This is a genomic window from Cytobacillus oceanisediminis, assembly GCF_022811925.1.
Lineage (GTDB): Bacteria > Bacillota > Bacilli > Bacillales > Cytobacillaceae > Cytobacillus > Cytobacillus oceanisediminis_D.
On sequence record NZ_CP065511.1, the window covers coordinates 5274463 to 5288293 of the forward strand.

Genomic DNA, 13831 nt, shown 5'->3' on the forward strand with positions numbered 1-13831 from the left:
AAGAGAAAAGCAGTTATTCTAGTTCTTCTGCTTTTCCGTTTTTTTGCATGCCAGCTTTCTAACGACATTCAGCAATAAATCACAGCCTGCCTTAATATCTTTTTCACTTGTATACTCCTCAGGACAATGGCTTTTTCCTCCCTTGCTTGGGATAAAAATCATACCTATATCCGTCAGTCCGCTTAACATCGCTGTATCATGTACAGCACCGCTATTTAACTTAAGATAATCAAATCCTTGCTCTATTGCGGTTTCTTCAATCTGGCCAATAATGCGGGATGAAAGCTTCACAGTATCGGATTTGCCAACCAGCTCGATTGTGCTCTTTAACGAGTGCTCTTCCGACACCTCTTTTACCTTCTGAGCAAGCTTGCTGGAAACAATCTCAACGCCCTTAGCTTCAACATCTCTGATGTCTACATAGAATTCGGCTTTATGAGGAATGACGTTTGGTATATTCGGGATGCACTCTATCTTCCCGACTGTAGCCACTGTTGTTGGCAATGCATCGTATTTGGCTGTTTTTCGAATATGGGAGATGATTTCAGCTGCACCCGCCATTGGATCTGATCTTAAATCCATCGGGGTGGTTCCTGCATGATTCGAATCTCCTTCAATTGTCACTTTGTACGTCCTCATACCGGCAATGGCCTGGACAATTCCAATTGGCTTCTGATGAATTTCGAGTATCTGCCCCTGTTCGATATGCAGTTCAATCATGGCATCGACTTCCCCTTTTTGGAGAATATCTTTTTCCATTTGATCAATTTCCAGCCCAAAATCTTTTACTGCTTCGCAGACAGATTTTCCCTCCGGATTTTGAATCTTCTTTAATTCTTCCAGCCCATATTTCCCTGCACATACTTTGCTGCCAAGCATGGTTATGCCAAAATTGGAGCCTTCTTCTTCCGCGAAGCTCACCAATTCTATTGGCTGCTGCAATTCTGCTTTCTCTTCTTTTAATACTCTTATAATTTCCAGTGCAGCCAAAACACCGGTTAGCCCGTCATATTTCCCCCCATTTTTCACAGTATCATGATGCGAACCAATCATAATGGACGGTTTATTCAGTTCTTTTCCGTATGTAGCCCGAATATTGCCAATGGCATCAACCTTAACATCGAGCCCAAGCTCCTCCATGCGGGCAAAAAGATATTCTCTGGCTTTTTGATCCTCCTCGCTGTAGGAGAATCTCGTACATCCATTGCCTGGCGTACTGGTAAAGCCTATTATGTTATCAAAGTCTTTCATTAATCTGCCAAGATTAATCTCCAACGCTTTATCCCCTTTCTATTAAAATGACTTTTCTCCCTAGCATGATCATGATGTCGATGATATAATTTTTAGAAAATTAAAAATGGTTATTTGAATTTATACTGCAAGAAGCGTGCCAACTTTATTCCATTGATTTTCACTGATTTTCACTGTATTTATAGGTTTGTCCTTTTATTCATGATGAAGAATGTCATCAAAATCTGATGAATTTCGTCATCAACCGAAAATAAGCGGGGGTTTTTATGGAGAACAAGCAGCTGGAAACATATAAACAAGCCTTTGAAGATTTAAATTTTATTCTGGACATTACCCATAGCGCTATCACTATCACAAACGGCGAAGGGATATTTACTAGACTCAGCAAATCCTGCGAGAGAATTTTTGGCGTGCCGGAATCTGAACTCATTGGAAAAAATGCCTTTTTACTTGAAGAGCAAGGTTTTTTCAGCACATCGGTTACCTGTGAAGTGATCCGCAAGCAAAGAAGGGTCACCATCATACAGAAAACAGCTGCCAATAAAACGGTGCTGGTTACCGGCACCCCCTTCTTTAATAAGGACAAAATAATCGAAAAGATTATCAATATTTCAAAGGACATCACAGAAACCAATAAGCTGGCATCGGACCTAAAAAGACTCCAGGCAGAACATGAATGGCTAAAACAGGAATTAATGAAGCGTACCAGGATGGAGCACGGCAAGGTTGCCTCTGAAAGCCCGCTTATGAAAGATATCATTGAGCTGGTTCATCATATAACCAATATGGACGCAACAGTTTTGTTATTGGGAGAAACCGGTGTCGGAAAAGGATATATGGCTGATATGATACATTCCGCCAGCAATCGCAAGGACAGGCCTTTTATCTCCATCAATTGCGGAGCCATACCTGAAAACCTGCTGGAGTCGGAGCTATTCGGCTATGAAAAAGGGGCATTCACAGGTGCATTAAAGGAAGGAAAAAAAGGGCTGTTTGAAACAGCCGGCAGCGGCACTATTTTTCTGGATGAAATTGGTGACATGCCAGTAAATTTGCAAGTGAAGCTTCTGCACGTTCTCGATGACCGTACCGTAAGAAGAATCGGCGGATCAGCACCATTTAAAGTAGACTGCAGAATCATCGCAGCCACCAATAAGGATATTAAAGAGCTTGTGAGGGCCGGCCAATTCCGCGAGGACCTCTTTTACAGGCTGAACGTTGTGCCTATTACAATCCCCGCGCTAAGGGAACGTAAGGAGGACCTGCTTTTCCTTGCCAACATGTTCCTTGAAAACATGAATGATAAATATAAAATGAAAAAGACATTTTCCGAAGAAGCCATCAGGGCTCTATATGATTACAACTACCCGGGGAATATAAGAGAACTGCAAAATATGATTGAAAGACTAGTCATCAACACACTCGGGGATATGATTGAAGCCGAAAAAATCCGCGAAATGACCGGATCCTCACACCAAAACATCCAGAGCGAAAAAATCATTCCACTGAAAGAAGCCGTGGAGCAATTAGAAAGAAACATGCTATTATCCGCTTTCCAAAAATACAAAACCACCAGAAGAGTGGCCAACGCCTTGAAAATTGACCAATCGACAGTTGTAAAAAAGGCTAAGAAGCTGGGGGTGCATGTATGATTGAGTCCCGAGCACCCTTTGTCTTTGAATGCACATAAAAGGGCCGATTCAATAGGAACCGGCCCTTTGTGACATATCCTCATTTCTGGGCTGCAAATCAAATGTTTTATGGAAAACTGCTCACTCTTTAATCCAAGTCCAAGCTTCCTCAAGCTGATGGCCTTCAAAGTATTCGACCTTAATCCCAGGCAGGTAGTCAGTGAGCTTTGATACAGTGCCAATCCAGCCTTTGTCACTGACAACAGCGAATTTATTAAATTGTTTCCATCTTTTTATATCAAATTCCATTCCTTCTGTTGCACCTTGGAAAGTTGTTCCGTCCACATCGGTCATGATGGCTAGAATATTAAATTTCTGGTCGTCTTTAAAGTTTTCTTTCACGTACTGATCCAGTTTTTCAGCATCTTCCTTGGTTGCATTGCCATTGAAAGCAAGGGCGATGGTAGAAGGAGAGCGGGATTCTATGAATTGAAGCATTCAACATACCTCCAGTCAGTCATTTTCTTACTATTTTCCCTTGAATTGTTTCTGTGAAACAATAAAAAAAGAACCAGCAAGGTTTTTTCCCTTGCTGATTCTATTTATTTCTTGCTATAAAACCGATCCCGAACCCTTTTCAGGCGAGCATGATAGTTTAGGATATCAAGTCTCGCTTTCTCTGCTTCAGGTGCAATCGGCCTCAGCTTTTCTATTTCCCAATACTCTATAATGACATCCAGGACCTGATCAAAATATTCAAGCGGACCATAATTGGCCTCTTTTGCGATGATAGCCATCCGATCTTCAAAGTCCGGCATAACAGCACCCGGCATTTTAAAGTTCATGATGACGTTCCCGAGGTAATAGCAATAATTAGGTTCTAATTGCAGGTGATATTTAATAACGTCCCTGTAAAAAGCATAGTGCAGGGTCTCATCTTTAGCCAATCGCCTCAGCAAGCTGGACAAATCTTTATCATGAGGCCCCGCTACTTTCGCTACATTATAGTAAAACACCATGGTGGCCAGCTCTTGCATAGAAGTATAAACCATCGTTTCAAAAGGCGTATGGAAATCAGGATTCCAGCCATTTTCCACTGTTTGCTTATGGAGCTGGTGAAGCCTTCCCGGATGGACATTACGCGTGATTAATAGATAGGTTTCAAGCAGATTGGAGTGCTGGTCCTCTTCCGCTGTCCAGGTATGCACAAATTCCTTAATGACACTCAATGAACCTTTAAATGTCTGGTCCAAATAAGAGGTGAACCATGGGAGATTCACTTCTGTTAATAGCGCTGTCTCCACAGCCGTAATGACGGGCTCCGGAAGAGTCACCTGACTTTCATCCCAGGGAACACGGCGGAAATCCTGCGCTTTATCCCATGGGAGAAATTCGTGATAACCCCAGTCTATTTTTTCAGCACGTTTTTTGTGCTCTTCATACAATTCCCTTACCTTAGGCTCCAGTCGAAAATCGAGATGATTTGTTAACAAGTTTAGACCTCCATTACAAATGTTTTACCATCCTAGTATTTATAACTAACTATTATGACCTAGTAATAAGTTAACTATATCACATAAGCCCTTTAACTAACTAATTAAAAGTCGAATTTTCAGGATAATTAGGACTTTTAACATTACTCCCACCCGGGCAATCGACTGCTGAGTTCGACGCAGACTATGGCTCACGGTATTTACAGTTTCCCAAAACATAAAAAAAGATCGCCATGCATTCAGCAAAACAGCTTAGTGCATGGTGATCTTATATGTTTTCTAGAAGAAGTATGCAGATTGATAAAATATACCTTTCCTTATAAGGAAGCTCTTCACACTATTAACCAATATATGTATATTGATAAAGTCGTCTTATTCACCAAGCCTTAAAAAGTTTAAGGATAGAAAAAATAAAGAAAAGCAGAAATTCAGCTTTCCTTCACTTTTATCTAATCTATACGATTCACCTATATTTCCCAAACCCAAGTGTGGATTGTCTTGTTACAAGACGTATATCCAGCGAGGTTTCATCAAGGAGCGATTTATCGTTCTCTAATCCCTCAATTTTACGAATAAGTTTGTTAGTGGATACGACCCCGATGTCATAAATTGGCTGTTCAACTGTACTAATTTCCGGTTCTACCATTTCGGTTAGCTTGATTCCGTCAAAGCCGATTATAGCGACTTCCTTTGGAACCTGGTAGCCCATCAGCTTAAGAGCTTTGAGACAGCCGATCGCCATTAAATCATTGCCCAAGAATATCCCATCGACATCCTTATGCTGGTTCATAAGGATTTGAGTTAGCATCTTGCCGCTTTCTAATGTAAAGTCTCCCTCGTAAACGATAACCGCATCCTCTGGAGATGCTATTCCATCCCTCACGGCCCTATCAGTGACAGTCTCCACATATCCTCGTTTCCGTTCAGACGATGGAGGGAACGACTTTGGCCCGCTGATATGGGCAATCTTCTTGCAGCCTACCTCAATCAAGTGATCAACAGCCAGCTTGGCACCTTTATAGTTATCTAATCCTATCGAGTCAAAGGTGTTATTTTCAGCTGCCCGGTCAATTCTTACAAACGGTATTTTTGATTTTTCAATAACCTTTACGACTCTTTCGCTCATTTCAAACGATGCCAGGATAAAACCATCGACATATCGGTTTTGAAGCTGCGTCCAAAAATGATCATCTTCCATATCCCCGGCTTGGGTATTTACTAAGATGATGCTATACCCTTTTGATTTCGCCACTTCTTCAATTGCCACGACAAGCTCCGGAAAAAACGGGTTTGTAATATCAGGGATAATCAGGGCAATCGTACGAGTTTTCTTTTTCGCTAATCCTCTCGCGATTTCATTTGGATGATAATTTAGGCGCTCCATCACTTCACGAATCTTTAGCTCCGATTTTTGACTGATATATCCATTATTGTTTAAATACCTGGACACTGTCGCTACGGATACGCCTGCCTCCTTTGCAACATCTCGAATGGTTATTTGTTTCTCTCTCACGAAAATTCTCCTTTGAAAGGATTTTTCTGTTTTTAAACTATTTGTTCGTTTCTTTTACATGGAAACGCTGGACTTTTGTTTCCCCTTTTTCAAGCAGGCCTAAGCCAATCATTCCATATTCATATTCCAAACCATCGAAATCCAGGACTGGCTCGCCATTGATTTCTACTTGAACAGCAGTTCCCTTGCTGACAGCTTTAAAATTATATATAGCTTCATGATTCCATCCATATGAAACTGTCTTTAAACGCTTAAAACCAAAGTTATTCTCTATTAATGAAACCTGATTGTTACCATCAAATCCTGCCCAATAATAACGTTCTGTTCCAATTGCTCTAAAAATTACCCCATGGCTTTTACCGGAAACAGGCTGAAAGCTTATTTCCAGTTCAAGGTCACGGCCGTAATAGTTCCCTGTAAAGGAAGAAGCATCTTCCTCACCTGCAGCAGCCTTCATAAAACCATTTTCCAGTGTCCATTCACCACGGTGGTGAGCAAAAGGTGTTACACATTTAAATTCCACGGCTTGTTTGGCAAAATCGATGGAGTAATCCGCATTCCCAAAGATTCGAAACTCGCCGATGTAAAACTTTCCAAATGAACGGTTATCTGCAGGGGAAGGACTCTCGACAATAAAGCCAACCTCGTCAATCAATGCACCATCAGTTTCTGGTATCACAAATTCAATATCAAGCCATTCCTGATGGCTTAATGTGATACGGTTCAGCTTCAAGTCTTCCTTTGTCAAACTATTGCGGACATAAGGAGTCAAATAAACATCTGCCCCTCCTTGCCATTTATCCATAAACACCTTTGCAGAAACCTTTTGTCCGCTGTATGCAGTAGGTGCAAAAGTCGGCTTATATTTTTCATCGTTGAACTCTTTACGGCGATAAAATGGCTTGTAAAATACTTTACTTGAATCACCTTCTATAAATCTGTCAAAAAGAACGGACAATGAACCTCGGGCTACCTCAATCCCCACATCACTACATGGACGCAATAGCGTCTTAAAGCCATTATTAGTCTTAAAACCGTGAGTTGATCCCGGCAAAGTAAAATCCAAGTAAACTTCACCGTTTCGGACGCTTTCCACTAATCTCTGTGGAGCTTCCTGCCCATTTACTTGATAGCCAAGAACGGCAAGCTCCTTGCAGAAGGTTGGGATATCCAGCACATTCAAGTAGCCAGACACGCTCGATGTTGCGATCATATCGTTGATCGGCTTCCTATAATGTCCTGGAATTCCATCAAGCCCGGCGAAAACTCCTGCAATGGTTCCGACATTTCCTGCATTACAATCCGTATCCCAGCTGCACATGGTAGCAATTTCAACTGTTCGAGCCAAATCTCCCTTTCCATACATGAGGGCCAGGGCACATACCCCGGCATTCGGGATGATATGGCATACTCCAGTGTACTTATCATAACCCCACTCTTTTTCTAAATACTGACGGCACTTTCGGAAATCCTCTTCCTCAGGGTGCTTCTGATAAAAATCAATCACAGCTTTCACGACAGCATAATACGTAGAATCTTTTGGAATTACGGACAATCCTGCTTCGATAATATCATCAATACTTTTAGCTGAAAAGGCTTTCGAAATACACGCTGCCATAAAACGCGCCCCATATAGCCCATTTTTATCATGAGACACACTGGCCGCTATCTCTGCATAATCTGCTGCCTTTTGAATATTATTTGGGAACAGCAATCCCCATGTATCGATAAAAATCTGCCCGCCAATCTGCTCAGCCATAATGACGCCATTGACTTCAGCCGAACCAGACTGTGGTGCAGGGATGCCTTTTTTCAAATTCAAATACGCCGTATGTTCTGTGCTGATCTGATCTCCACCCCACCAAAACATGCCGATTCCTTCACGCGAATAGTTTAACCACGCTCTCGCAACATCCTGGGGTGTCAGTTCCCGCCCGCGTGCGTCATCAATTAATGCCCGGATAAAATAAACCGGACCATTTGCATCATCATCTGCAGAAAAGGTTTTATAATCCTTCACATACCCCCTGATATCACCATGAATTTCTAGGATTTTTTCATATGACCATTCATTTGGCTCCAGTGGTGCACCGAGCCGGATTCCAACATTCATTCCTAAGAAACCGGCATACACCCTTTCTAAATAGTTTTCAGGCAACAATTTACTCAACTCCTGGTCCCCAAAGTTCTTTTAAAGAATGTTTTTTCTTTTTTCATTAAGCTGCAGATCTTGTTCAATAATCAGCCTGGCAGTCGATGAAAATTGGTCAGCTGTCTGGATTAAATTCATTTTGTTCGTTTCCTGTAAAAGCTCAACGTCCTCAGAACGAATAACACTGTCACCGTACATTGCACCTAAAATGACACCGGCCATTACCCCGATGGAATCTGTATCACGGCCAGAGTTAATGCCATCTATAATGGAGCCGTAATAATCACCATCGTTTAACACCATAAACGCCAGCGCCATTGGCAGCTCTTCAATGGAGAAAAGCCTGCTTGGTGTATAGTGATTTGAAGGAACACCAACCTTCTCAATTTTACGGTGAACATCGTCTTTCATTGGCGAATATTTTTCAATCACATTTTGGAATGTGGCAATAACTGTATCCATATCTGCCTTTTCAGAACGTAATTTCGTAGCAGCTTCTGTTAAATCACGAATCGCATTCTTTGTTCCATCCTTAGCAAAATAGAGGGCTGTCTCAACAATTTCATCAACTGTCACATTTTCTTCAAACGCCTTTGCCACACAAGCTGCCAGCACCCCGGCCGCTTCCAGGCCGTAGCTGCTTTGATGTCCCATTGCAAACAAAATCGCTTCATCATATGCAGCCTTCGGATTTCCGGCATTGACAATTCCAACAGGTGCAATATACATCGCAGCCCCACAGTTGATCATATTGCCAATTCCGCCTTCACGCGGCTCACAATTGGCTAATACATGGCGCATGAAAATATATTTTTCCGGGTAAAAAAGTCGGTCGATAATTTGTGCTTCTCTGCCAAACTCAGGGATATACGTTTTTCTGAAAGCCATTTCCTTCACAAATTCGTTCCCCATGTCATATGCATCTAAATGTCTTTTTTCTTTGTTATACACGTTGATGAGAGCAACAGTCATAAGAGTATCGTCAGTAACTGTACCGTTGCCCCTTTTCCTGCCTAAATTCATATCAGCAGGATAATCTTCCTTGTACCATTTGGTACGGAGTGTCTCAACCCTCTTATACATTTTTTTAATCTCTTCATAACTTAATTTTTCAACAGGTGCTCCCATTGCATCCCCTAGTGCCGTGGATATAACAACACCTCTAACTCGTTCTTTAAAAGTAACCATATGAAGAACTCCCTTTTTTCTACACAATTCGCTTTTGTGTATTTTTTAATCTATTCCACATAGAGCGTAAAAATCAGTCTTTGACTCCACCCTCAAAAGCACCCTTCGCATAGTACTTTAGAATCAACGGATAAATCAGCAGTAAAGGTACAACCGAGATGATTATCGTTCCTGCTTGCAGGGAGGCAAAATCAAGGGTTGCTATTTGATCATAGGATAGGAAGTTTTGCGCTCCTAGCAGAGATGTATTATCACGTTCTACTACAAATTGCCGAAGAACAAGCTGCAGCGGCCATTTGCCAGTGTCCGTTAAGTAGATTGTCGCTCGGAAGTATTCGTTCCAGTGATAAACTCCATAAAACAGACCCATTGTTGCCAAAGCTGGCTTGGATAAAGGCAGCATGATTTTTGTGAAGATACGGAAGTGCCCAGCCCCATCCATACGGGCTGCTTCCAAAATACTTTCAGGAACATCTTCAAAAAATCTCATCATGATAAACAAGTAAAAAATATTTATGGTCTTATAAAGGATGAGGGACGCATACGTATCCAGCAATCCCAGGTTTTTCACCAGTAAGTATTCAGGAATTAATCCTGGTTCGAATACCATGATGACAATTAAGAAAATCATGACAAAATTCCGGCCGGGAAATTTCGTTCTTGCCAGCACATAGGCTGTCATTGCAGTAAGCAATAGATTCACGGCTGTACCCACAATGGTTATTAATAAGGTATTAAAAATACTTTTTATAATTAGCGGGTTTGATAATAGAATTTTATAGTTGATGAGTGAAAATCCTTCAGGTATTATTCCCAGGCCGCTTAGCTTATGGACCTTGAGAGGATCTGATAACGACATTGCTAGTAAGTGAAGAAGCGGAACTAGCACTGTTAATGAAATTAAAAACAAAATGCTGTAAATAATAATGGTTGAAACACTCAATTTTTTTAATTTATTCATCATCGTCCCACCTCCTACCAAACACCTTTACCTGTAAATCGTTTTGAGATAAAGTGTGTACTCAAAATTAAGATAACCCCAATTACACCTTTGAAAAGGCTCGCTGCCGTTGCATAAGCATATTGGCCGTTTAAGAGACCGATTCGATATACATAAGTGTCTAAAATGTCGATTACGCTGATGACAGAAGTGTTCATCATATTAAAGACCTGGTCAAAACCGGCATTCATGAAGAATCCCAGATTTAGAATAAAGACTGTCATGATTGTTGAAGTTAAAGACGGCAGCGTGATGTATCTCATTTGCTGTATTTTAGATGCCCCGTCAATTTTGGCTGCTTCATAGAGAGAAGGACTTATTTTTAGAATGGCTGCCAAGTAAATAATGGAATCCCATCCCGCACTGCGCCATATTTCCTGGAACACCAATACCCAGCGGATATGGTCCTTACTTGTCATGAAATCAAGTGAAGGCATATTGAAAAAGCTGCGAATCACGTTGACTCCGCCATCTTCCGGATTCAGCAATGCGATCCAGATTCCCGCAATAACGACCCATGATAAAAAGTGAGGAAGGTAAACAATTGACTGTACATATTTTCTAAACTTCCCGACTCTTACTTCATTGATCAATAATGATAAAATAATCGGAATTGGAAAGAAGAATACAATCTTCATCACACTAATAATTATGGTATTTTTTAAAACATCCAGAAAGGCTGGGGAGCTAAATAGAACCTTAAAATGCTTCCATCCGACCCAAACATTATCACCGATAATCCGGTAATCCTGAAATGCCAGCTTCATTCCGATTAATGGAACGACGTGGAAGATCGAAAAATAAAGGAGGGCTGGAAAAAGCATAAGATAGAGGACCCAGCTTGATTTAATTTGCTTCAGTATGCCCTTTTTCATCTTTATACTCCTTTTCCTTTACAAATTGAGTCACATCATTTCGCTTGGGCATTCCCGTTTGAGCACCCTTTTTAGTGACCGATAAACCAGCAGCTATGTTGCCAAAACGTATGCTGTCTTCAAGGCAGTTCCCTTCTGCAATGGCAACTGCGAAAGCTCCTGAAAAGGTATCTCCAGCTCCAGTTGTATCAACCGGAATCACCTTAATGGAAGGAACTAATTTGATCTCTGTTCCATCAAAGAAACGAACCCCCTCTGAACCGCACGTAATGATTAATTTATTTGGATGCTTTTCAAGCAGCTCTTCCATTGAATCATTCGTGTTAAACACTAATTTGTACTCGTGTTCATTCGGTGTGACATAGGTCACCTTGTTAATCAGCTCTTGACTGAGTGTTTGTGCCGGCGCCGGGTTGATAATAATCGTTTTTCCTTGTTCATAAAGGAGCGGAACCAGATACTCAATCATGTCTAACGGTGTCTCGAGCTGAAATACAATCACATCGTAGTTCAGAAGCTCTGATGCAGCGTTTTTTACATAGTCAACGTTGGTATGTGTATTTGCACCAGGTACCACAATGATGCGATTTTCACTTTGACAAAGCTCAATAAACGCTGCTCCTGTAGGCAATCCTTTTACAGATTGAAGATTTACAAGATTGATATTCTCCTTTTCCAGCTTTTTGATAATCATATCACTATTCTCATCATCACCAACCGATCCGAATAAGGATACATCACCGCCAAGACGGGCAGCTGCCACAGCTTGATTGGCCCCCTTGCCGCCAATGGATAAAAAGAAATTCTCACCCAGGACGGTTTCTCCTAATTTAGGCAGTACCTCGCTTTCAATAAAATAATCCATATTGATACTTCCAACAACGGCTATTCTCTGCATGTTCATCATCCTAATCAATCAGTATATTCATTAACGGTGCATGCTGCTGTGCCCCATATACATCCCGGTCTCCAACTGTTCCAGAGGAGATATCTCTTAAAATCGTAATTTTAATTCCAAGTGCCTGATCATAGAAAACGAGATGATCAATCTGGCCCTCAGTGAGGTTATACAACTCACAAATAGTTTGTTTATTGATTTTTCCTGAATTCTTGACTCGCTCATAAACTTCCTTGGAATCAAATAAAATATCGAATGTCAGCTCAAATGGTCCTGCGTTTTTACTTCGTAATACTTTAGCTAGTTCAAATAAAGCGGCCATGTTTTCATCCCCTTACAAATACTCAATAACAAATGGGCTTTCAGTGATTTCCATTAGGTGATAGAGAGAAAACTCGTACACAGGCCCAAACTCTACATCACTTGGTGCAAATGGAAAGGCTAAATTTCCAGCTGTTGATTTCCGATTCTCATATCCGTAATGAAGAAATGTCGATCTTACACTCGAGCAAATACTGTTTGCAAGTTCCTGTGTCTTGGCAACCACTTCAAACATGACACCAATCTCATGTCCATGGAATGGTGTGCATTCTTTTGAACCAAGCACCCCATTTTTTCCATAATTATAGAAGTGGATAGAATAATCTTCTTCCGGGATGTCCTCGTAATAATCCCTTACCTGCTCCATCACAAGCTCCTCTATCTCTTCGATCTTTCCTACTAAAATCGGGTCACGGACACCTGCGATGACAAAGGTTCTATAGGCAACCTTTCGTGCACCTTCCAGCTTGATGAAATATTGATTATTTTTTAGCAGTTTACTATTCTTAACCTCGACAACCCCGTCACTTACTTGTGTAAACTCACATTGACTAAGATCAAGGATGATGCCTGGTCCATGTAAAATATATGGATGTTCTTTTTCGTAAAAAGTATGAGCACTCACACTAATCGGCGAACATTTGCGTATTGGATTCAAGGATTGAACAGTGAAGGAATCCTCCTTTAATGTTCCAACGATGCAATCCTTCGTTGTACCTGGTTCAGCACATAGCGCCCCGCATTCTAAAATTTTCCCAAGATGATAAGCCAGCCCAGGATCTTTGCCGTGGTAAATTCCAACTGCCGCAAATGGCGATGGATCATATGCTCTTCCACAGACAACAATGTCTGCTCCGTTTTCAAGAGCCTCCAAAATGGGCTCGTGTCCCATCTGAGCAACAATGTTGTTTGTTTCTTGGATGACTTCATCTGTAAGAGCTGGAATGTTTGGCGTTAGAGGGTTAATTCGGCCCTCATGGTTTGCTTTTATGATTTCCTCCTGTGTAAAGTCGGACCAAATCACGGCAATTCTAGCTGTTAAGCTGCGTTCTGCCAGGATTTCTTTAATAATATCCAGCGTCCACTCCATATGCGGCTTGGCGCCGGCTCCGCCAGCAGATCCTATAACAATGGGAATGTCACGGGGAACACCATTTTTAATAATGATATCCAAATCCTTTTTGGTTGCCCGGCGGCTCACAATCGCGACACCCGCACCAAGTTTATGCGGACCTGCATCAGTCGATCCTGCATCCACAACAATTCCATGAACCTTTTGATTGTACTCAAAGGCCCTGTTAAAAGACTCTTCCGGAAACCCATATCCTAATATTCCGCACGGAGAAACAATTCGTACATCACTGCTAGTCATATTATTAACCTCTTTTTATTTGTCTGTTTTCTTATTGATAAAACGCTCAACATGTAACCGGTTACACACTTTCTCAAAAAAATATGGTTATAAAAACCAAAGGACATGTAACCGGTTACACATTTATATTCTTATGG

12 protein-coding genes are annotated in these 13831 nt (G+C 41.3%); 1 reads left to right on the forward strand and 11 read right to left on the reverse strand.

Annotation, left to right across the window (positions count from 1 at the left end; translation table 11 throughout):
• Nucleotides 1-18: 18 nt before the first annotated feature.
• The gene (locus IRB79_RS26405) at nt 19-1275 is read right to left on the reverse strand and encodes a Zn-dependent hydrolase (RefSeq protein ID WP_243506093.1); all 1257 of its coding nucleotides are present in this window, start codon (nt 1273-1275) and stop codon (nt 19-21) included.
• Between the two features lie 242 nt (nt 1276-1517).
• Between IRB79_RS26405 and IRB79_RS26410 the strand changes: the two genes are divergently transcribed.
• A complete protein-coding gene (locus tag IRB79_RS26410; RefSeq protein WP_243506094.1) occupies nt 1518-2903 on the forward strand; it encodes a sigma-54 interaction domain-containing protein in 1386 nt (461 codons plus the stop codon).
• 120 nt (nt 2904-3023) lie between these two features.
• Here the strand turns inward: IRB79_RS26410 and IRB79_RS26415 are convergent, their stop codons facing one another.
• From IRB79_RS26415 to IRB79_RS26460, 10 genes are all read right to left on the reverse strand, one after another.
• Complete coding sequence (locus IRB79_RS26415) at nt 3024-3380, reverse strand: SpoIIAA family protein (RefSeq protein ID WP_243506095.1); 357 nt, start codon at nt 3378-3380, stop codon at nt 3024-3026.
• A gap of 104 nt (nt 3381-3484) precedes the next feature.
• A complete protein-coding gene (locus IRB79_RS26420; protein ID WP_243506096.1) occupies nt 3485-4375 on the reverse strand; it encodes an acyl-ACP desaturase in 891 nt (296 codons plus the stop codon).
• A gap of 463 nt (nt 4376-4838) precedes the next feature.
• A complete protein-coding gene (locus tag IRB79_RS26425) occupies nt 4839-5888 on the reverse strand; it encodes a LacI family DNA-binding transcriptional regulator (RefSeq protein ID WP_243506097.1) in 1050 nt (349 codons plus the stop codon).
• A 37-nt stretch (nt 5889-5925) separates the two neighbouring features.
• Nucleotides 5926-8049, reverse strand: coding sequence for an ADP-ribosylglycohydrolase family protein (locus IRB79_RS26430; RefSeq protein ID WP_243509675.1), 2124 nt, complete (start codon nt 8047-8049; stop codon nt 5926-5928).
• A gap of 30 nt (nt 8050-8079) precedes the next feature.
• Complete coding sequence (locus IRB79_RS26435) at nt 8080-9228, reverse strand: ADP-ribosylglycohydrolase family protein (RefSeq protein ID WP_243506098.1); 1149 nt, start codon at nt 9226-9228, stop codon at nt 8080-8082.
• A 73-nt stretch (nt 9229-9301) separates the two neighbouring features.
• On the reverse strand, nt 9302-10192 hold the full coding sequence (locus IRB79_RS26440) for a carbohydrate ABC transporter permease (RefSeq protein ID WP_113882258.1): 891 nt from the start codon (nt 10190-10192) through the stop codon (nt 9302-9304).
• Nucleotides 10193-10203: 11 nt separating this feature from the next.
• Entirely contained in the window at nt 10204-11103 is a 900-nt protein-coding gene (locus IRB79_RS26445) for an ABC transporter permease (RefSeq protein ID WP_243506099.1), read from the reverse strand.
• Nucleotides 11075-12001 carry a ribokinase gene (gene rbsK / locus IRB79_RS26450; protein WP_243506100.1) on the reverse strand — a complete coding sequence of 309 codons (927 nt, stop codon included), beginning with the start codon at nt 11999-12001 and terminating at the stop codon, nt 11075-11077. Before rbsK ends, IRB79_RS26445 begins: the two co-directional genes overlap by 29 nt.
• Before the next feature lie 10 nt (nt 12002-12011).
• Nucleotides 12012-12323 carry a DUF4387 domain-containing protein gene (locus IRB79_RS26455; RefSeq protein WP_243506101.1) on the reverse strand — a complete coding sequence of 104 codons (312 nt, stop codon included), beginning with the start codon at nt 12321-12323 and terminating at the stop codon, nt 12012-12014.
• A gap of 12 nt (nt 12324-12335) precedes the next feature.
• On the reverse strand, nt 12336-13694 hold the full coding sequence (locus IRB79_RS26460; RefSeq protein ID WP_243506102.1) for an acyclic terpene utilization AtuA family protein: 1359 nt from the start codon (nt 13692-13694) through the stop codon (nt 12336-12338).
• Nucleotides 13695-13831: the final 137 nt, after the last annotated feature.